Annotated in this window: 14 protein-coding genes; 8 read left to right on the forward strand and 6 right to left on the reverse strand. The window is 48.5% G+C overall.

What is annotated here, in order from left to right:
- Positions 1–173: 173 nt before the first annotated feature.
- The 3 genes from BLCOC_RS02270 to aroC form a co-directional block, all read right to left on the reverse strand.
- The gene (locus tag BLCOC_RS02270; protein WP_242999019.1) at positions 174–2486 is read right to left on the reverse strand and encodes a sensor histidine kinase; all 2313 of its coding nucleotides are present in this window, start codon (positions 2484–2486) and stop codon (positions 174–176) included.
- Positions 2470–3183, reverse strand: coding sequence for a response regulator transcription factor (locus tag BLCOC_RS02275; RefSeq protein WP_029470732.1), 714 nt, complete (start codon positions 3181–3183; stop codon positions 2470–2472). The genes BLCOC_RS02270 and BLCOC_RS02275 overlap by 17 nt, the downstream gene beginning before the upstream one ends.
- Before the next feature lie 129 nt (positions 3184–3312).
- Positions 3313–4419 (reverse strand): chorismate synthase, encoded by a 1107-nt coding sequence (gene aroC / locus BLCOC_RS02280; RefSeq protein WP_115624252.1) that lies wholly within the window; start codon positions 4417–4419, stop codon positions 3313–3315.
- Positions 4420–4633: 214 nt separating this feature from the next.
- Between aroC and BLCOC_RS02285 the strand changes: the two genes are divergently transcribed.
- The 5 genes from BLCOC_RS02285 (at position 4634) to BLCOC_RS02305 (ending at position 8777) form a co-directional block, all read left to right on the forward strand.
- On the forward strand, positions 4634–5647 hold the full coding sequence (locus BLCOC_RS02285; RefSeq protein WP_018594606.1) for an asparaginase: 1014 nt from the start codon (positions 4634–4636) through the stop codon (positions 5645–5647).
- Positions 5644–5916: a DUF1294 domain-containing protein gene (locus BLCOC_RS02290; RefSeq protein ID WP_018594605.1), complete on the forward strand. Its 273-nt coding sequence runs from the start codon at positions 5644–5646 to the stop codon at positions 5914–5916. The genes BLCOC_RS02285 and BLCOC_RS02290 overlap by 4 nt, the downstream gene beginning before the upstream one ends.
- Positions 5917–5965: 49 nt before the next feature.
- A complete protein-coding gene (locus BLCOC_RS02295; RefSeq protein ID WP_115624253.1) occupies positions 5966–6640 on the forward strand; it encodes a response regulator transcription factor in 675 nt (224 codons plus the stop codon).
- Positions 6637–7998, forward strand: coding sequence for a sensor histidine kinase (locus tag BLCOC_RS02300; protein WP_029470730.1), 1362 nt, complete (start codon positions 6637–6639; stop codon positions 7996–7998). Before BLCOC_RS02295 ends, BLCOC_RS02300 begins: the two co-directional genes overlap by 4 nt.
- A 101-nt stretch (positions 7999–8099) precedes the next feature.
- The gene (locus BLCOC_RS02305) at positions 8100–8777 is read left to right on the forward strand and encodes a PepSY domain-containing protein (RefSeq protein ID WP_029470729.1); all 678 of its coding nucleotides are present in this window, start codon (positions 8100–8102) and stop codon (positions 8775–8777) included.
- Between the two features lie 144 nt (positions 8778–8921).
- Here the strand turns inward: BLCOC_RS02305 and BLCOC_RS02310 are convergent, their stop codons facing one another.
- Together BLCOC_RS02310 and BLCOC_RS27705 are read right to left on the reverse strand one after the other, a co-directional pair.
- Positions 8922–9782 carry a class I SAM-dependent methyltransferase gene (locus tag BLCOC_RS02310; RefSeq protein WP_369123937.1) on the reverse strand — a complete coding sequence of 287 codons (861 nt, stop codon included), beginning with the start codon at positions 9780–9782 and terminating at the stop codon, positions 8922–8924.
- Positions 9698–9874 carry a hypothetical protein gene (locus BLCOC_RS27705; protein WP_369123934.1) on the reverse strand — a complete coding sequence of 59 codons (177 nt, stop codon included), beginning with the start codon at positions 9872–9874 and terminating at the stop codon, positions 9698–9700. The genes BLCOC_RS02310 and BLCOC_RS27705 overlap by 85 nt, the downstream gene beginning before the upstream one ends.
- 258 nt (positions 9875–10132) lie before the next feature.
- Between BLCOC_RS27705 and BLCOC_RS02315 the strand changes: the two genes are divergently transcribed.
- The 3 genes from BLCOC_RS02315 (at position 10133) to BLCOC_RS02325 (ending at position 16083) form a co-directional block, all read left to right on the forward strand.
- Positions 10133–12718, forward strand: coding sequence for a cation-translocating P-type ATPase (locus tag BLCOC_RS02315; protein WP_115624254.1), 2586 nt, complete (start codon positions 10133–10135; stop codon positions 12716–12718).
- Positions 12719–13027: 309 nt separating this feature from the next.
- On the forward strand, positions 13028–14308 hold the full coding sequence (locus BLCOC_RS02320) for an aspartate aminotransferase type Ic (protein ID WP_018594599.1): 1281 nt from the start codon (positions 13028–13030) through the stop codon (positions 14306–14308).
- 371 nt (positions 14309–14679) lie between these two features.
- Positions 14680–16083, forward strand: coding sequence for a L,D-transpeptidase family protein (locus tag BLCOC_RS02325; protein WP_115624255.1), 1404 nt, complete (start codon positions 14680–14682; stop codon positions 16081–16083).
- Between the two features lie 134 nt (positions 16084–16217).
- Here the strand turns inward: BLCOC_RS02325 and BLCOC_RS02330 are convergent, their stop codons facing one another.
- Entirely contained in the window at positions 16218–20717 is a 4500-nt protein-coding gene (locus tag BLCOC_RS02330) for a family 16 glycosylhydrolase (protein WP_115624256.1), read from the reverse strand.
- Positions 20718–20740: the final 23 nt, after the last annotated feature.

The raw sequence follows: 20740 nt of genomic DNA on the forward strand, positions 1-20740 counted from the left end.
TTGCGCCCTAAAATAGGAGAAGTAAAGAAAAACAAGCATATCCCGCAGAACGTCCTTTGCTGAAAAGCAAGGAAATCTGCGGGATATGCTTGTTTTGGTGTAGGGGCTTTAAAAATCAGTATTAACCGACAGCCCCTTTTATCTTTTGCCTGATGATACGTTCAGGTGTCCTGTCATGGTTTTGGGAATATGATCTCTACAGTGAACAGGTCCGCATCTACCATGATCTGCAGGGTTCCGCCCTGAAGCTCAACAAAGCTCTTGGCAATTGCCAGACCCAGTCCGCTTCCCTCTGTGTTTCTGGAAGCGTCACCCCGGACGAAACGTTCTGTGATCTCTGACGGATTAAAGGTCAGCTCTGTTGCGGAGATGTTTTTCATGGATATCCGTACCCGTTTTTCGTCGTTCTCCATATCTACATATACCCTGGTACGCGGCATAGCGTACTTGGTGATATTCACTAGAAGGTTTTCAAACACCCGGTAGGTTTTCTGGCTGTCAAGGGGCAGGACCACCTTATCCTCAGGGAGGCGCCAGCGGAAATACAGGTTGGAAGCCTCGATCTTATCCTGAAGCTCCAGCTTTGCCTGCTGCATCAGACTTACAATGTCCACGTCCATAATGTTCAGTGTCACATTTCTGCTGGTGGCCTTGCTGATCTCAAACAGATCCTCGATCAGCAGCTTAAGCCGTGTGGATTTCTGTTCCAGTACATCAATATAATGGAGCCTCTCCTCATCCGGCAGGTTCTTATCTTTCAGCAGATCCACATAAGTGATGATGGCTGTCAAAGGTGTCTTTAAGTCATGTGACACGTTGGTGATCAGGTCTGTTTTCATTTTCTGGCTCTTAACCTCTTCGTCCACAGCCTTTTTGAAACCGGACTGTATCTTGGCGATTTCCTCACGGAACGGCTCAAATACGCCCAGTTCCTCAGGAATCGTGCCGTTTAAGTTGCCGTCAGCCAACTGGTTGGTTGCGTCCAGCAGCCTGTGATACTGTTTCTGCAGGTCATTACAGTATTTTCTCAGAAGGAAAAACAGTGCAATGGAATAAATGATCAGCGCGCCGATTCCCCAGACCCACATGAGGCTGATAAAGCCCAGGATGATAAAGTTGATCAGTACCACTTTGATCAGCACTTTTGTTGTATCATCTTTCAGATTTACGTGAAGCATACTGTTGTATATATTCTTGACTGCACTTTTAGCCCAGGGCCACACGCGGTAAATGATAACTCGTTCCTGGATGTAGCGTTTGGGGCCTATGACAAATATGCCTCTTACGCATCCCGCTGCCCAGTAGCATACCGCAAAGATAAAGGCCCATCCGATGAATCCCCAGAAATACTGAAGCACAGAAGCCAGTCCTTTTGGTACGCCAATGCTGTGTAGAACGTTGTAAATAGGTTCATTGTTCATTGCGCCGCCGTCTACAGACATGGATAGGGAAAATCCAAGGATGAAGCTGGCTACTATAAAGACAAATTCGAAAGGCGCCCGGAAGATTTTTTCATCTCCGATCTGCAGCGGTTTGATAAACGGCAGCAGCAGAGCGGCAGCAGCCACCATACCCAGCAGGGTGATGAAAACAATGGACAGATCGTCTGTTGAGCGGTAAGTGTCAACTCCCAGATATTCCAGATATCCGCTGCCGGGTGAGCTTTCTAAAAAGGTGGCCAGATTTTCAGCAGTCATCAGATAGATGTAGGTGCGGCCCTGAGGTTTCTGGAAGGGGGCATCCATGCCGTATTGGCTGTCAAAGTCGGAACACGGGTTTTGGCGTACCTGTTCATTGAGAAGCTGTGTGGCATTGCTGGCTTTGCCGGAGAAGAACTCCGCCTGTGATACGTTTCCGCTCTCATCATATTTGATGACAGCACCGAACGCGTATTTTTTGTCCAACGAATCCGGCTTTGTCTGGGAGAGAAGCGGTGCCAGTTCCTCTGTGGCGTTGGAGTCCACTACTTTTCCGTTCTCGTCCCTTACCTCATACTGGAGATACGAGCGCAGGGTGGAGAAGTTGTCATCCCATCTGGAGAATTTGCTGGAAAGCGTATTGGCGGATGCGATGATGGCCTCTTTAGAAGAATATTCTCCGTATTCATCTCCGTAGCTGTCTTTGTATTTGGAAGAAGGGAAGTTTTCATCATCCAGTGCTGCATCTGATATTTCCTGGGAAGAAACATTGGACTTGGAACCGGACTTGCTGTCCTCTTCATTCTCTTTTGTGTTTTGTTCGTTTAAGGCTGATGGGAAAAAGATGTCAAACGGAATCATAGCCGCCTGGTTTTCCCTCTGTTTTTCTTCCGCATAGAGCACATAGTTGGAGTGTGTAAGCGTGCCCATAAATGAGGAAGTGGTGAAATTCGGGTCAGTGCTGCTCTGGCCCTTAATATAGTGCGGACGAATGATCATCATAGCCAGTGAAGGCAGCAGTATGACCAGGATCACCAGCACGACTGCAAGTTTACGAGAATTTTTCAATTTTATATCCAACTCCCCACACCACCTTTAAATATTTTGGCTCCTTAGGGTTGATCTCTATTTTTTCACGGATGTTCCGAACATGTACCATGACCGTCTCTGTGTTCACAGCACGCTCATTCCATACACGTTCATAAATCTCATCCGCAGAGAACACCCTTCCGGGATTTTTGATCAACAGAAGGAGAATTTTGAATTCCATGGGAGTCATTTTTACAGGAGATCCGTCTACCCGTACCTCAAAAGTGCTCTCGTTCAATTCAAGCCCACCCATGGTATAAATGGTATCTGTATTTTCCTGTTCTTTTTGCTGCAGTTTTTCCATGAATCTTTTGTACCGGCGCATTTGTGAGTTCACCCTTGCCATAAGCTCCATTGGGGTAAATGGTTTGGTAACATAGTCATCGGCGCCGATGTTCAGCCCCATAACCTTATCCACCTCCTCAGATTTGGCTGAGAGCATGATAACCGGGAAATCGTGTTTTTCCCTGAGTTTCATGGTCATGGTGATGCCGTCCATGCGGGGCATCATGATATCCACGATTGCAAGATGGATCTCCTCCCGCTCCAGCATCTCCAGTCCTTCTATGCCGTCGCCTGCCTGAAATACTTCGTATCCCTGGCTTTTCAAATAAATGGCAACTGCCTCCCGGATGTCCTTGTCGTCTTCTACAATTAAAATGTGATTCATATCCATGGTATCTCTCTCCTGTGTTCAGGAAACCACGTATCTGGCAAATGTATGATGCCCAGCGGCTCCTGCTGTTACTATACTGAGTATAGGAAGCAAAGTTAAAAAGTGACGTGGTATAAAACGAAAAAAATTCTAAAGATTTTTAAAGAAACCTTTGACTGCGTCCATGCGTGTAGTCATGCTGCCCAGCATGGCATCCAGAGTCACCAGAGCTGCCATGGATTCCACTACTACCACGGCTCTGGGTACGATAATGGGATCATGGCGGCCTTTGATAGAGATTTCAATATTCTCGCCCTGTCGGTTTACTGTTTCCTGGATAGCGGCCACGGACGGGGTAGGTTTGAAGGCAGCGCGGATCAGGATCGGTGCGCCGTCACTGATTCCTCCTGTAATACCGCCGGAATGGTTTGTCTTTTTTATTACATTTCCCTCCTGGTCCATGCGGTATGCATCATTGTTATGTAAACCGTCTGAGGAGGCGGCAGCAATTCCCGCGCCCACTTCAAAAGATTTTACTGCTCCGATGGAAAAGATGGCTTTGGCCAGGTTAGCGTCCAGTTTTTCAAAGGCAGGCTCACCGATCCCTGCGGGAACGCCTTTGATGATACATTCCACCATGCCGCCGGAGGAATTTTTAGCTTTCATGCAGTCCTCCAGATATGCCTGGGCTTTCTCTGCTGCGTCTGCGTCCGGCATATAGAGGGCGTTGCGGTTCATTTCCTCCAGGTCAAACTTAGCCTTATCAATAGCCACAGGTCCGATGGAAAGCGTATAGGCAGTGACTTCCACGCCCAGTTCCCCCAGTATTTTGGCGGCTACGGCGCCGGCAGCTACGCGTCCGATGGTCTCACGCCCGGAAGAGCGTCCGCCTCCTCTGTAATCCCGGAAACCGTATTTGATATCATAATTCCTGTCCGCATGTCCGGGGCGGTAATAGTTGGCGATCTCACTGTAATCATGGGAGCGCTGGTCTGTGTTCCTGACCATGAGGGAGATGGGCGTGCCCGTGGTTTTTCCCTCAAAAATGCCGGAAAGGATCTCCACTGCGTCCGCTTCTTTTCTTTGGGTGGTAAAACGTGACTGGCCCGGTTTTCTGCGGTCCAGATAGGCCTGGATGTCCTCCTGGGAAAGAGAAAGCCCTGCAGGGCAGCCGTCAATGACCACGCCGATCCCTGCGCCGTGGGATTCTCCCCAGGTTGATATTTTTAATATATTTCCAAATGTGGAACCATACATAAGATACACCTCGTTTTCTGAATTTTACTGCATATACAGTTGCTTTATTTTCCTATATTAGCATGGTTTTTATATAAAATCCATTGAAAACTGCCGTGGGTTACGTTACACTTATATAAATTTGTGTTCCCTGTACCGGACACAGCCCCGGGCAGATGCACGGTGCATAAGATGGCGCGGACAGGAGACAGTAGAAAATGCAGAGGAAGAAAAAATGAAAAAGAAAATTTTGATCATAACCACAGGGGGAACACTGGCCTGTGTCAGCAGCGACAACGGCCTGCTGCCCGGATTGACCAGCAGGGATATCCTGTCCTACATCTCGGATATCACAAGCCTCTATGAGGTGGATTTTTATGAATTGTTCCAGCTTGACAGTGCCAATATCCAGCCGGAGAACTGGCAGGCTATGGCAGAGACTGTCTATGAAAAGTATAAGGAATACGACGGGATCGTGATTTTCCACGGCACAGATACCATGGCTTACACGTCCTCCGTTCTTTCTTTTATGCTGCTTAATATTCCCATCCCTGTAGTCATTACCGGCAGCCAGCTCTCTATCACCAATCCCCTGGCGGATGCGGTGGAGAACTGCAGGTGCGCGATCCATATGGCGGGCAGCGGCATGCCCGGTGTATTCCTGGCCTTTGACAGGAAGATCATGCTTGGGACCAGAGCCAGTAAAATGCGGACCAGGAGTTTCCATGCGTTTGAGAGTATCAATTATCCATATGTGGGTGAGGTGGATTCCAGAGGTCTGGAGATCTACAGAGATATCATACCGGCTCCGGCAGGTCCCTGTGTTCTGGAGCGCAGGCTGGAGAAGAAAGTCTTTCTCATCAAACTGGTGCCCGGATTTGACGGGAAGATATTCCGGTTTTTATATGAGCAGGGATACAGGGGACTGATCATTGAGGCATTCGGTATGGGCGGCATTCCCACCATGTCCTCTGAGGTGCTGGACGAGCTGCGCCTTGTGATTCACAAGGGAATGATCGTTGTAGTGAAGAGTCAGTGTCCTTATGAGGGGAGCAGCCTGTCTGTGTACGAGACGGGAAAAGCAGCACTGAGTGCCGGCGTATTCCAGGGATATGACATGAGCACAGAAGCGATCGTCACGAAAGTTATGTGGATCCTTGGAAAACACTGGGAGAGAAAGAAGATAGAAGAAATGTTCTATAAAAATCTGGCAGGTGAGATCAAGATACCTGAGAAAGAAAAAGAATGATAAAAATGATAACCGCCTGGCTGCTTGTCATCAATGTGGTCTCTTTCGCCATGTTTGGCATAGACAAGTGGAAGGCAAAACACAGAAAATACCGGATACCCGAAGCCTGGCTTATGCTGTCCGCCGTATTGGGCGGCTCCGTGGGCGCTGTCTGCGGTATGGATTTTTTCCGTCATAAGACCCTGCATAAAAAATTCAAACTGGGTCTTCCGCTGATCCTGGCTGTCCAGGTTCTGCTTGCGGCAGGATGGATGTGGTACAGCCGTTGACGGAACGGCGGATGGGAAGTATCCGGAGTGTGGGAAGAGAGGTGACAGGATGCGTATATTGATCGCTGAGGATGAACGTGATCTGAACCGGCTGTTGGTGAAAAAGCTGACGGCTGAGAGCTACAGTGTAGATGCCTGCGCCAATGGGGAGGAGGCATTGGACTGCCTGGCCTGTGCCCGCTATGACGCAGTGATCCTGGATATTATGATGCCTAAAACGGACGGCCTGGAAGTTCTGAGAACCATGCGAATGAAAAGAGATACCACGCCCGTACTGCTTCTAACAGCAAGGGATAGTGTGGAGGACCGGGTGAAGGGACTTGATCTGGGGGCGGACGATTATCTGGTGAAACCCTTTGCCTTTGAAGAGTTGTCAGCCAGGATACGTGTTATGCTGAGAAAACCTGAGAAGGAGAAGAGCAGTGTGTGCTCTGTAGCAGATCTGCATGTGCATCTGGATACACGCCGCGTTTTTCGGGGAGAGCAGGAGATCATCCTGTCTTCCAGGGAATTTGCCGTGCTCAGGTATCTGATACAAAATGCCGGGATCGTCCTGTCCAGGGAGAAGCTGGAGCAGCATATCTGGAATTATGACTATGCGGGAGGCTCCAATGTGATCGATGTCTATATCCGGTATCTGAGGAAAAAGATTGATGAGGGATTTGAGCCGAAGCTTATCCATACCGTACGGGGCGCCGGATATGTTCTGGGGGAACCCATATGAAAAATCTGTCTTTAAAACAAAAACTGACGATACTTTATACCATTCTCATGACCATCAACATCTGTGCTGTGCTGGCGGTTTTATTTTCCCTCAGTAACAGGGAAATACTCAGTTCTGTCCAGAACAGGCTGCGGGAAAGCGTGGCAGGAGCCTTTGATGATATTGAGATGGATGACGGAAAACTGGATTTTGATTCGGATATTCTGGAGCTGGAAAACGGCGTGTATCTCTCTGTGTATGATATGGAAGGCAGGCTTTTGTACGGCAAGATTCCTTACGGTTTTGACCAGTCTATGGCCTTTCAGGACGGCCTGGTGCGGAGGCAGAAGGCAGAGCAGGTGGAATATTACGTTCTTGATATGTCCTATGCGCCGGAAGAGAACATTAACCTAATGGTAAGAGGGATCATATCTATAACGGATTCTGAGGAGAGCTTTCGGATAACGCTGCGCCTGGCTCTGATCTGCCTTCCGCTTCTGGTGATCCTCACTGCTGTTCTGGGTTATTTTATGACCAGGAGAACACTGCGTCCCGTAGCTCATATTACGGAGACGGTCCGAACCATCCAGGAGGAAGAAGATTTGTCCAGAAGGATAAATCTGGGAGAAGGAAGGGATGAAATATACCGCCTTGCCGCCACCTTTGACAAGATGCTGGGGCAGATTGAAGACAGTATGAAACGCGAGAAACAGTTTACTTCAGATGTATCCCATGAACTGCGCACGCCCCTGTCTGTTATACTGATGCAGTGTGATTCCCTTCTTTCACATGACAGTCTGCCGGATGAGATCCTGGAAGAGATCACAGTGATCCAGAGAAAGGCAGGCGGCCTTTCCCGGATGGTCTCCCAGCTCCTTCTTCTGTCCAGGGCGGACCAGGGCCGTGAGAAGGTGACAATGGAAACATTAGATTTCAGCGGACTCTCTGAGATGGCGGCCGCGGAGATGGCAGTTATGGCGGAGGAAAAAGGGATACGGCTGGAAACAAATATCAGCCCAGGTGTCATGTTGTACGGGGATGAAACCCTGCTCATCCGACTCTGGCTCAACCTGCTCCAGAATGCAGTCACATATGGAAAAGAGGGCGGCTGTATCTATATGAGCCTTCAGGAGGAGGGAGAAGCGGTTACAGGATGTGTGAAGGATGACGGAATTGGAATCAGCGCTGAAGATCTGCCTCATATCTGGGAACGCTTTTACCGGGCCGACAGCTCTCGAAATGACGTGGGAAGCTCCGGGCTGGGACTTTCCATGGTACAGTGGATCATTAATGTCCACAACGGCACGATACAGGCGGTGAGTGAACCCGGCAGGGGGAGCACATTTACTTTTTGTCTTCCAAAGGAGAAAAAAAGTTAAGAGTTTTAATCTGTTTTTAATCTTTCTCTGATAAACTTACCATATACAAAGAATAGCGGATACGTTCGCTGGATATAAAAAGTATGAAAGGAGTTTATCATATGAGAAAAAAATATTTTGCATTTCTAATGGCAGCAGTCATCTCCGCAGTGGTTTTAACAGCCTGCGGCGGTACCGGAACAGAACAAAATGCCGCACAGGGCGGAACAGGGCAGGAGTCGGGCGCTTCCGGCAGTTCCCAGAGTGGAACAGGGCAGGAGACCGGCGCTGCCGGCAGTCCCCAGAGTGGAACAAGCCAGGAGACCGGCGGTAATGGTGATTCTCAGGGCAGTACAGCCGTCACCGAAGATCAGGCCAGAAGTACAGCTCTGACCCACGCAGGCGTGACAGAGGAGGAGATTACAGGAATCCGTGTGAAAAAAGACCATGAGGATGGCCTCCAGGTTTATGATGTGGAGTTTTACGTGGGAAATAAAGAATATGACTATGAAATTGATGCATCTACTGGTGAAATCTTAAGCGCTGATTTTGAAATTGAAGATGATTTTAATAAAGATAATGCCACAAACCTGAATCCGGCAGTAAGCCAGGAGGAGGCATCCGCGGCGGCCCTTGCAAAGGTTCCGGGAGCTGAGGCAAAGGATCTGCGCATAAAGCTGGAGGAGGATGACGGAAAGCTGATTTATGAGGGTGACATCTATTATAGCGGAACAGAATATGAATTCGAGATAGACGCATCCACCGGTGATTTCCTGAAATGGAGTGAAGAGCGGGACTAAACCGCAGAAAAAGTGTAAAATTAAAGGATAGCGAAAAGCAGGGGAGGATTTCCATATACGGGAATCCTCCCCTGCTGAGTCTGGATCATTACAATTCCCTCATCTCATCATAAGCCATAAAGTTCATGAACAGGGTGCAGACATTTACTTATCTTCACATTCCCAGCGTCCGGAAGCACCGCAGGGCAGTATCAGTCCGCTCTCTTTTACAGGCAGACCGATTTCCTGGGAATCCACCTTTCCATGGAAGCTTTTTAGCTCTGTAGCCAGCATATATGTCAGCACTGCCGGTGCAAGGCCTGTGGTATAAGAGTTCACAAGGAAGAAAAGCGGTTTGTCACTGAGAAGCTGGGCGCACAGCTTGATCAGCGGATGGATCGCCTCTTCGATTTTCCAGATTTCGCCTTTTGGTCCCCTGCCGTAAGAGGGCGGGTCCATAATAATGGCATCGTAGTGATTCCCCCGGCGGATCTCCCGTTCCACAAACTTCACGCAGTCATCTACCAGCCAGCGAATGGGGGCATCTCCCAGACCTGAGGATACAGCGTTCTCCTTAGCCCAGGAAACCATCCCTTTCGAGGCATCCACATGTGTAACCGCAGCGCCAGCAGCCGCCGCCGCCAGAGTAGCACCGCCTGTATAGGCGAAAAGGTTCAGTACCTTGACCGGTCTCCCGGCCTTTTTTATTTTCTCGGAAATCCAGTCCCAATTCACTGCCTGCTCCGGGAAAAGCCCGGTATGTTTAAAACTAAAAGGCTTCAGGTTAAACGTAAGCTTTCCATACTGAATACACCACTGCTTCGGCAGATCGAAAAACTCCCATTCACCGCCTCCCTTTGCACTCCTGTGATAATGTCCGTTCATCTTCCGCCATCCGGCATTCTTTTTTGGGGTATCCCAAATCACCTGGGGATCCGGTCTTACCAGAATATAATCCCCCCAGCGTTCCAGTTTCTCTCCATTGGAAGTGTCAAGGATTTCATAATCCTTCCATCCGTCAGCAATCCACATATTAAATTTCCTCTCAGTCTTTTGATTTTTTGTATTATTCCGTGTTTCCAAGAGTGTGTTTGAAAATTCATTCCGACAATCTGCACGTCCCACTAAAATCTCCCACATAGTGTGACACACAGCTTACCGAAAACAATTTTCAAACACACTCTGGCTGCGGGTGAAGTTCCGCTTGTTGAAGTGCTTCCCGCCGTTTGACCGTATTCTATATCTACTGCGCAGCTTTTTCGTATTCTTACAGTTCCGTGCAAAAATCCATGCAGGATCTTTGCTGCTTCTTCCATATAACTATACCTAGTCTAACCTAAAAAAGTCAAGCATACATTATCCAAGGAGGTGAATCCATGTACGAAGCATTCACAACCCCCCAATTAGAAGAAACTTTCCACACGCAGAAAGCTGACGGCCTTTCCTCCGCTGAGGCCGCAGAAAGACTCCGCCAATCCGGAGAAAACATACTGAAAAAAGGCAAAGAGCAGACAATTCTGGATATGGTCATGGAACAGCTCAACGACCCCATGATATTCATTCTGTTCATGGCTGCCGCAATCTCCATGCTCCTCCGCCAGTTCAGTGATACAGCTATTATTTTTGTAGTCATAGCCCTGAACACCACTGTAGGAGTCATCCAGGAGGGCAGAGCCAAAAAAGCCATGGATGCCCTGAAGAAAATGACTGCTCCGTCCGCCGTAGTCAAGCGTGACGGTGCCTACAAGAAAATTCCTGCTTCCGGCGTAGTGCCCGGGGATTTGGTCAAGATCGAGGCAGGAGACCAGGTACCGGCAGACATCCGGCTTATAAAAGTACAAGGCTTTCAGACAAACGAGTCCGCCCTCACCGGTGAATCCATGCCGGTCCAAAAAACAGATACAGTCCTGCCTCAGGGAATCCCCATGGCAGAGTGGAAGAACGTCGCATTTATGTCAACCGAAGCTATGAAAGGAAGCGCTGAAGGAATCGTGGTAGCTACCGGTATGGAGACCGAGCTTGGCAAGATAGCAGGTATGATCAATGATACCCCCACGGAACTGACGCCTCTGCAGAAACGCCTGGGTGACCTTGGAAAAATACTCAGCGTTGTGGCAGTGGTTCTCTGTGCAGCCCTTTTCCTTCTGGGAGTGGTCCAGCACCGCAATATTCTTCAGATGCTTCTGGTGGCCATATCCCTGGCCGTGGCAGCTATACCGGAGGGACTTCCCGCTGTGGTTACCATTGTCCTGGCCCTGGGTGTTGCCCGCATGGTAAAAGTCAACACCATTATAAGGAAACTCCCCGCTGTGGAAACCCTCGGTTCTGTGGGTATCATCTGTTCTGACAAAACAGGCACACTTACAGAGAACAAGATGAAGGTAGTGGAAATATACGGTGATGACCGCAAGCTTCCATTGTCAAAAATCCGCCGCAGGGAATTTCCCCGCCTGATGGAGGGCTTTCTCCTGTGCAACAACAGTATGCTGGGAAAACAGGAGATCGGTGACTCCACAGAGCTTGCCCTTCTCCACATGGGAGAAGAGATGGGGTATAACCGGGAGAAATTAAAGGAACAATATCCGCGTACCTATGAAATCCCTTTTGACTCCGAACGGAAATACATGGCAACCGTACACAAAGACGGCGGCAACGAGACAGTATACGTGAAGGGAGCCTGCGACTATATTCTGGAGCGCTGTGCATTTGCGGCAGTCAGGGGGAAATCCGTTCCCATGACAGAGGTCCAGCGTATGAAGATCCGTATGGCAATGGAGGGAATGGCTCAGGACGGGCTTCGCGTGCTGGCCCTTGCCTTTAAGGAACATGTAAAGGACAAAAGTGAGTCTGCGCTGACAAATAATCTGGTATTCGTGGGAATGGCAGGTATGATGGATCCGCCCAGAAAAGAAGTGACCCAATCTATCCGCACCCTGAAAAGAGCGGGCGTGCAGGTGGCTATGATAACAGGAGATTATAAAGACACAGCTCTGGCTGTGGCTAAAAAAATCGGTATTGCAGACTCCATGGACCAGTGCGTTACCGGCGCAGAACTGGACAACATGAGTGAAGAGCGTTTTGCAAAAAAGATGAAGGACCTGCGGGTATTTGCCCGTGTTACCCCGGCCCATAAGGTGAAGATCGTCAGCCGTTTCCGAAAAAACGGACAGATTGTTGCCATGACCGGAGACGGTGTCAACGACGCGCCGTCCCTGCAGGCCGCTGACATTGGAATCGCCATGGGCAAAAACGGTACGGATGTGGCGAAGAATGCTGCGGATATGGTGCTGACAGATGATAACTTTTCCACCATCGAGAAAGCCATGGAAGAAGGCAGAGGCATTTACGTGAACATCAAGAAATCAATCCTGTTCCTGCTGTCCTCCAACTTCGGTGAGATCATAACCATGTTCGTGGCAGTTCTTCTTTCCCTGGAGACCCCTTTGAAGGCAAGCCATATTCTGTGGGTGAACCTGATCACAGATTCTCTGCCTGCACTTGCACTGGGGGTTGATAAGAATGATCCGGCGTCTCTTATGAGGAAAAAGCCCAGGGACCCCAATGAAGGGCTGTTTGCCCATGGGGGCTGGCTGTTCACTGTATTTTACGGAATGCTCATCAGCGCGATCACACTCTATGCCTTCCATAAAGGAGGGCAGACCTATGCCTTTACAGTGCTGGGTGTGTCCCAGCTCTTTCACGCCATAGGAATGCGCGACAGGGATAAATCGGTGCTTCGGATGAACCACCTGGATAATCCTTTTATGATACTTGCGTTTTTCCTGGGGCTTGCACTACAGATCATGGTGACGGAGGTTCCGTATTTTGTACGGGCGTTTCAGACAGTGCAGCTTTCCTTTGGAGAGTGGCAGTGGCTGCTGGGAATTTCTGCGATCCCGCTGCTCATGCATGAGATTCTGCTCCTGCCAAGACTTATCAGCGGCAGCCGGAAAAAACAGTGAAACGGGATACGTAAATGAGACATGAAGCGTTGGCGGCACAGAGAAAAATTTCCTTTGCGGGGAACATTCGGGCCTGCATCAACGCATAAAGGCTAAAAATGCAGGATTTCAATTGTTAAATTGCATATAAAAAACCATAAACCCGATAAAAAGGGGAAAAAATTGCCAAAAATGCAAGAAGGCCTTGACATTAAGTCATATTCTATCATACAATACCACATAACGAGACATAATTGCCAAGGCGCTGCACGGGACGCTTTACCGTGGCAGCGATGAAAGATATTTATGAAGATTACCAGGAGGAGAGCCATGACGCCGTACAGAGAACTGAGTAGAGAGCAGTTGCAGGCAATGAAAGCCGATTTGGAGAAACAATTTGAGGAAGTAAAAGCAAAAGGACTGAATCTGGATATGTCCAGAGGAAAACCGTCCAAGAAGCAGCTTGAACTGGCAATGGATATGCTGGAAGAGCTAAAGAGCACCGACAAACTGAAATGTGAAACAGGTATTGACTGCCGTAACTACGGCCTGCTGGATGGTATTCCGGAGGCAAGAAGGCTTCTGGGAGCTATGACTGAGGTCTCAGCAGAGCAGATCGTGATCTTCGGCAATTCCAGTCTGAATGTTATGTTTGACACAGTTTCACGTTCCATGACACACGGTGTATGCGGCAGCACTCCGTGGTGCAAATTAGATAAAGTAAAATTCCTGTGTCCGTCACCGGGATATGACCGTCATTTTAAGATTACAGAATACTTCGGTATTGAGATGATCACGGTTCCCATGACGCCCACCGGCCCGGACATGGATATGATCGAAGAGCTGGTAAGCTCTGACCCGGCCATCAAGGGTGTATGGTGTGTGCCGAAATACTCCAATCCCCAGGGTATCACCTACTCTGAAGAGACTGTAAAGCGCTTTGCCAGACTGAAACCGGCAGCGGAAGATTTCCGTATTTTCTGGGATAACGCATACTGCATCCATCATTTATATGAGGAGCAGGATTTCCTGTTAGAGATTCTGGAGGAGTGTGAAAAAGCAGGCAATCCGGATCTGGCATACAAGTTTATTTCCACTTCTAAAGTCAGCTTCCCTGGCTCCGGAATCGCAGCGGTTGCGTCCTCTCCGAGAAATCTGGCTGACTTCAGAAAGCACATGGCTATCCAGACTATCGGTCATGATAAGATCAACCAGTTGAGACACGTGCGTTTCTTCAAGGATATTGAAGGTATGCATGAGCACATGAGAAAACACGCGGAAATCCTTCGTCCGAAATTTGAGGCAGTGGAAAACACCCTGGAGAAAGAGATCGGCGGAGCAGGTATCGGAACATGGACCACACCAAAGGGCGGATATTTCATCTCCTTTGACTCCATGGAAGGCTGTGCAAAAGATATTGTAGCTAAGGCAGCAGAGGCAGGGGTGAAGATGACAGAGGCGGGAGCTACCTTCCCGTATGGCGTTGATCCTCATGACAGCAACATTCGTATTGCGCCCAGCTTCCCCACACCGGAAGAACTGCAGCTGGCAACGGAAATTTTTGTGCTCAGTGTTAAGTTGGTCAGTGTTGATAAGTTACTGGCGGAGTAAGCATAAGAGCGATTATTAGGAGCTTCTATGAGCGTTAAGCAGAAGGATGTATGTTAGGAGCTTCTATGAGTGTTAAGCAGAAGGGCAAATATTAAGAGGCTTTAGAAGTGTAAGTATGATTGTATTTATAAGATAAAGTATAACGTGTAAGAAAAAGGCAGAACTTTTGCAGAAAAGCAGAAGTTCTGCCTTGTTATATGACGCCGTATTTCTAATTGATTACAGAATCACCGGTAAATTATCGGATAATTTACAGAAATGTGATATTTTAATGAATTTTGCATAAAACACTTTACTTCGACAATCAAAATGAAATAGAATAGAAAACGAAGGATCAAAGTAATGATGTTATAATATAAGGGGTAGAGGTTATGAAAAAAAAGAAAGGGAAAAAAGGTAAGTACACGAAGGCAAAGAAATTTGTATTGGGCATTCTGATTGGATATGTGGCTCTTATGGTACTTGGATACATAGCCGGTGTCGTATACTTTACCAAACATTTCTATCTGGGTTCCCAGATAAACGGAATGAACGCATCCGGCAAGAGTGTGGAGGATGTGGAAGACAGCATTGTGGATGAGATTGCGTCCTATACATTGAAGCTGAAGGAGCGGGACGGAAAAACAGAATCCATTGTAGCGTCACAGATCAATATGCAGTATGTGGATGACGGTAAGATCCAGGAACTGAAGGACAAGCAGAATCCGTTCCTATGGTTTTTGTCATTTGCACATCAGAATGACTATGATATGTCAGCCACCACAACCTATGACAAAGACATGCTGTATGCGGCGGTGGATGCTCTGGATGCCTTTCAGGAGGCGAATATCACCCAGCCTGCAGACGCCTATCTGGGCGACACGGATACAGGATACGAGATTGTCCCTGAGGTCATGGGAAATGCCCTGGATAAGGACAAGGTAAAAGAGCAGATTCTGAAAGCCATTGACGGAGGTAAGACGGAGCTGGATCTGGAAGCTGAGGATTGTTATCTCAAGCCAACAGTATACAGCACGGACGAGAACCTGATCAAACAGCGGGATCAGAGCAATGCCTATCTGGGTGTCACTGTGACCTTTGATTTCTCTGACAGGCAGGAAGTAGTGAATAAGGATGTGATCAAGAACTGGCTTACCACGGATGAGAACGGGGATGTGGTTCTGGATGAAGAAAAGGCAAAAGAATTTGTTGTGGAAATGGCAAAGAAATACGATACGTTTGGCTATCCCCGCCAGTTTGTTACTTCTTCAGGAGAGACCATTACAGTAAGCGGCGGTGATTACGGCTGGCTGATCGCTAGAAATGACACCACGGCAAAGCTGGTTGAAGCCATAAAGAGCGGCCAGTCACAGACCATGGAGCCTGAGTACACCTACAGAGGATATGTAAGGGATACCAATGATATTGGAAATACATACGTGGAGATTAGCCTGCAGGCACAGCATATGTGGTTCTATAAGGACGGACAGCTTTTAGTGAGTACAGATGTCGTTACAGGAAACCATAACCAGGGATGGGATACTCATACGGGAATCTACGGCATTATGTATAAAGAGAGAAATGCCACACTGGTTGGCGAGAATTATTCCTCACCGGTTCAGTATTGGATGCCCTTCTATGCCAACACAGGAATCCATGACGCGGACTGGAGGGACAGTTTCGGTGGTTCAGAATATATCAACAACGGCTCCCACGGCTGCGTGAATACGCCTCCGTCTAATGCGGAGAAGATATATAACAATATAGAAAAGGGTGTGCCGGTGGTGGTATACTAAAGCATTTAAATACACTGAAATGTAAAGGCAGACAGGTGAAGTTCACCTGCCTGCCTATTCTAATGTCTCCCGGAAGAAGGGAACTTTGTGGATTCCGTTTCCCCGGGAAAGTGAGTGGTGCTGCCAAAGTTTGTTTATCGGGTTCTTGTCCAGGCACCGTTTGAGTTGACATAATAATTGCCAATCCATGTGTTTTCAGCCATAGCGCCTGAAGATGTCAGATAGTACCAACTGCCGTCTGTTTTAACCCATCCGGTAGCCATGCGTCCAGAAGATGACAGGTAATACCAGTTACCGCCTGTTTTAACCCATCCGGTAGCCATACTGCCTGAGGATGAGAGGTAGTACCAACTGCCGCCAAGGTTCAGCCATCCGGTAGCCATGCGTCCTGAAGATGCAAGATAGTACCAATCATTTCCGAGACGGATCCATCCGGTAGCCATACTGCCTGAGGATGAGAAATAGTACCAGCTGCTGTCTATCTTAGCCCATCCTGTGACCATAGCACCTGAAGATGTGAGATAATACCAGTCATTTCCAGGCTTGATCCATCCGGTTGCCATAGCACCTGAGGAAGTAAGATAATACCAGGTCCGGCCTGATTTGATCCACCCTGTAGCCATAGCACCTGAAGGTGTGAGATAATACCATGTTCCTTTTACGCTGACCCATCCGGTCGCCATAGCACCGTTATCCCGGAGGTAATACCAGCTGCTGCCGACTTGTACCCATCCGGTCGCCATGGCTCCTGAGCTCGTGAGATAGTACCAGGTGTTTCCTTCACGGAACCAGCCGGTACGCATGTATCCGTCTGCGTCAAAGGCATACCATTTGCCGTCAATGGATTCCCATTTGTCTGCGGGCCATTTGCCGCTGTCGTATTCATACCACCAGCCTTTGGAGTTATGTTTCCAGGTGCCTTTTGCCGTCTTTTTCAGATTGGAGACAGCTTTCTGAATGCCGTCGGCAGCTCTGTCAATCTCTTTCTGTGTGGCATTCTTGTCGTTTAATACTTTTCTGCCTGTGTCCACTGCTTTGGAAAGATTCTTCCAGGAAGATGCAGTGTAGTCATTCTGTTTTAATTTTGCAGCTTTATCCAGCGCGGCTTTTAAGGCCGCTGTGTTTGTTTTAGTTACTTTTTTGAGATCATCTATGGCCTTCTGAATGGAAGAGGCGGCGTCGGCAATGTCTTTTTTCGAAGCTTTCTTATCATTCAGAACCTGGCTGCCTTTTTCTGTGGCTTTTGCAAGTGTCTTCCAGGATGCCGGGGTATAATCATTTTCATTTAATTTTCCTGCTTTGTCCAGCAGTGCTTTCAGAGCAGTTTTATCCGCCTCAGGTATAGCTTCCAGGCTGTCAATGGCATTTTGAATGGCAGCGGCGGCATCTGCGATTTCTTCCGGGAAAGCGGAAGTATCATCCATGAGGGATTTGCCGGCAGACAGGGCTTCAGATAAGAGGTTCCAGCTTTCAGGAGTATAATCATCAGGGTTTAATGCCTCAGCCGCTGTGATGACTGCGTCAAGAGCGGATTTGTCTGCTGCCTCCTGTTGTTCCTGAAGGAAGGTTACCTTTGCAAGCTGGATATCTGTATTCTGAACGTCTTTAATGTCTCCTGAATTCAGGGAGTAGCTGACCCCTTTATAATTGGGGAAGGAGACTTTTACATAATTTGTACCTTCCGGTAGTCCGTAAGCGTCAAAGGTGATGCGGGCATAACTGGGATAGGCTTCCGGGAAGTTATCCACGATTTTCATGTTCTCATATTTGGTCCAGTCTTTTCCGTTTGGAGATGAATATACCTGGAAGTCAAGACTGGCATTGTCTTTCAGTGTTGTTCTTATGGACTTCCCTTTATAAGACCCAGCCCCTCCATCCCATACAGCGGCATCGCTAAGTGTCTGATAATAGGCTGTCAAATGAACATCATTTACACCCGGTATCTTGTAAACAAGGGACTGGTCCTCGGCATTTTCCTTTACCGCGATCCTGCTGTTTTCGTATCTTGGCTGACCGCCGTAATAGAAGTTGTCTTTATCCTCATAAGGTTCACTTCCGTCTGTGAGTGCCATAAGACCGTCTGTTGCGGAGGCGGCGCTTATCAGATAATCTGTGTTGGTTCCCCCTGAAATGTCGTTCAAGTCGTCAAAACGGGTAACTGCCTGCCCCTCTGTCTGGTAAACACGTACCCAGTCAACCAGGAAATCACTGTCCTGTTTTGTATCCTGTCTGCTGTAATCCACATCACCGACCCAGCCGTCGCCTACCTGTGTTTCCAGGATAGGGAACATAGGGCGGGTGTGCATGCCGTCTCTTCCGTCGTCTTTGGCAGTGGATGTTTTATGAACCTGATTGCCGTCAATGTAGAAGGTGATAGCCTGAGGATCCCATTCCACTTCAAATACATGGAAGTCCTGGCACCATGCCTCGTAATTGTTGGTGGCAATACCGTGTGAGCCTTTATTATAACTAAGAATACCGAAATGATTGGTTGTCCAGGCTGACCATGCATCCTGACCAAGGTATTCCAGAACGTCGATCTCATCATGTCCGGTCTCATCTTGGCACAGCATCCAGATGGCAGGCCAGATGCCCTTGGAATCGTTGGGTTTTGCCCGGACTGCCATGCGTCCGAACTGGAAGGAAAATTTATTCTTGGATTCCAGGCGGCCGGATGACCATGTGACTTTGTCAGCCAGTACCTGCGAACCGTATTGATCCCAGCCTACAGCGTCAATGAGGGCATCTTTGGACTCATAATTTTTGGAGTTTATGGCCAGATAGCTGTTGTCTCCGTCTTTTACAATGCTTACAGCATCTCTGTTGTAGATGGCTGCATGATTTGCCATGCCGTCAACAATATTCCACTTAGTTTCATCTACGCTGTCACCGTCAAATTCATCTGCCCATACAAGGGTGTCATATTTGGAATCCGGCGCGGTGTAGTCCGGTTTCGATTCATCGTAGGATTTGCCGGTGGCCCAGATTTCCACTTCGGAATATTTTGTGGGGCTGTTGTTGTCTTTGTTTACAGTAAAACGTACATATCTGCCCGTGACAGGCGTGTCCAGGGTTACTGTCTGCATGTCAGGACCCTGTGTCCAGTTGTTTTGCTGGAAAACCGTCTGTCCGGCGCTTGTAGGGGAGGAAGATACGGAGATCTTTACGGACCGGTAAGTGCCCTCCTCAAGCTTGAAGCAGATTTCTTTCATCTGATATGTGTTTTTGTATTCAAACTGAAGCCAGCGCTCTCCGGTGCTGTTATGTACTGCGTAGTTGTCGTCCACATTGCCGTCAGTGATGGCCTCAATGTTAGTCGGTGTCAGACCGCGGACATATGGGAGCTTGCCAAGGGCAATGTTTTGGGCTTCTTCCTCAGGCGGCGGCGCGGGAACCTCTGATTTGGGAATGCTGGCAATTACCTCGATCTCGTTAAAGAGGATACCATTGCTGTAACCTTTCCAGGAACTGTTGGTGTTCTGGATATAATGGCCTCTCTCCCAAATCCTGATGTACTGTGCAGAAACTGCTTCGGGCAGGGTGATGACCTGGGGCTGTCCTTTGTTGGAGGTGGTTTCTTCATAGTCAGCCATATCGTATACCACAGTGCTCTCTGCAAAATCTTCAGTGGAAGACAGTTCCACTTTTACATCCTTGAAGGTGGAGACCGCGTTGGCGTAGGTATTCCGGTACAGACTGATCTCTTTCACATCCCGGGCCTTGCCAAAGTCATACTGGAGATAGACGTGGTCCCATCCGGAATAGCCGTTGTCATCGCCGCCAATCTCATCGCCTGCAATGATCTTGGTATTATTGGAATCGTCCTCGCTTCCTGATTTCATACCGTCTGTAGCGGCTTCCGGATTCATGATCTGTACCTGCGGTACAGTGGAACCTCCTGTTACGATCTGGTGCGGGGTGTTGGAGGTTGGGAGCAGGCCGGGCATAATGTTGGCATCTACCATTTCCTCCCCTTCACCGGGGTCTGTTTCTTCCTGGTTTACAGAGGCGATGACCTCAATTTCTGTGAAAAGGACACCGTTGCTGTAACCTTTCCAGGAACTGTTTGTATTTTCTATATAATGGCCTTTTCCCCAGACGCGCAGATAGCGGGCGTCTATTGCAGAATCTGGTTCCAGGTACTGGGAATCCCCTTTCGTATCTACGGTTTCTACAATATCTTCTCCGTCAGGCTCGCCGTAGAGAATGACGCTGTCGGAGAAATCTTCTGTGGAGGCAAGCTCCACCTTTACATCTTTGAAGGTGGAAACCGCGTTGTCGTAAGTGTTGCGGCAAAGATCCACAGCTTTTACGCTGTAGACATCTCCGAAATCGTACTGGAGGTATACCTGATTCCATTGGGAATAGCCGTTGTCATCGCCGCCGATTTCTTCGCCTGCGTCGATTCGGGTGTTGTTCATTTCCACATTGCTGTCATATTTGCTGCCGTCTGTGGCTGCTTCCGGATTGGCAATGCCTCCGTCAGCGTTGGTAGTGGGGATCAGGCCCTGCAGGATATTTTTATCCACGGTTATGGTATCTGCCTTGACTGCAGCGGGAGATAAGTTTCCGGCAGTCAATGCCAATGCCATGCAGAGTGACAGGGCTTTGGAGACTTTCTTGTTTCTTTTCATACATATGCTCCTTTCTTGTGGTG

Source organism: Blautia coccoides, from assembly GCF_034355335.1.
GTDB lineage: Bacteria > Bacillota > Clostridia > Lachnospirales > Lachnospiraceae > Blautia > Blautia producta.

Bases quoted from the DNA above. Each gene is read 5' to 3' on its own strand.
- BLCOC_RS02275 (WP_029470732.1), bottom strand. From the start codon at position 3,183: ATGGATATGAATCACATTTTAATTGTAGAAGACGACAAGGACATCCGG.
- aroC (WP_115624252.1), bottom strand. From the start codon at position 4,419: ATGTATGGTTCCACATTTGGAAATATATTAAAAATATCAACCTGGGGA.
- BLCOC_RS02285 (WP_018594606.1), top strand. From the start codon at position 4,634: ATGAAAAAGAAAATTTTGATCATAACCACAGGGGGAACACTGGCCTGT.
- BLCOC_RS02290 (WP_018594605.1), top strand. From the start codon at position 5,644: ATGATAAAAATGATAACCGCCTGGCTGCTTGTCATCAATGTGGTCTCT.
- BLCOC_RS02295 (WP_115624253.1), top strand. From the start codon at position 5,966: ATGCGTATATTGATCGCTGAGGATGAACGTGATCTGAACCGGCTGTTG.
- BLCOC_RS02300 (WP_029470730.1), top strand. From the start codon at position 6,637: ATGAAAAATCTGTCTTTAAAACAAAAACTGACGATACTTTATACCATT.
- BLCOC_RS02305 (WP_029470729.1), top strand. From the start codon at position 8,100: ATGAGAAAAAAATATTTTGCATTTCTAATGGCAGCAGTCATCTCCGCA.
- BLCOC_RS02315 (WP_115624254.1), top strand. From the start codon at position 10,133: ATGTACGAAGCATTCACAACCCCCCAATTAGAAGAAACTTTCCACACG.
- BLCOC_RS02320 (WP_018594599.1), top strand. From the start codon at position 13,028: ATGACGCCGTACAGAGAACTGAGTAGAGAGCAGTTGCAGGCAATGAAA.
- BLCOC_RS02325 (WP_115624255.1), top strand. From the start codon at position 14,680: ATGAAAAAAAAGAAAGGGAAAAAAGGTAAGTACACGAAGGCAAAGAAA.
- BLCOC_RS02330 (WP_115624256.1), bottom strand. From the start codon at position 20,717: ATGAAAAGAAACAAGAAAGTCTCCAAAGCCCTGTCACTCTGCATGGCA.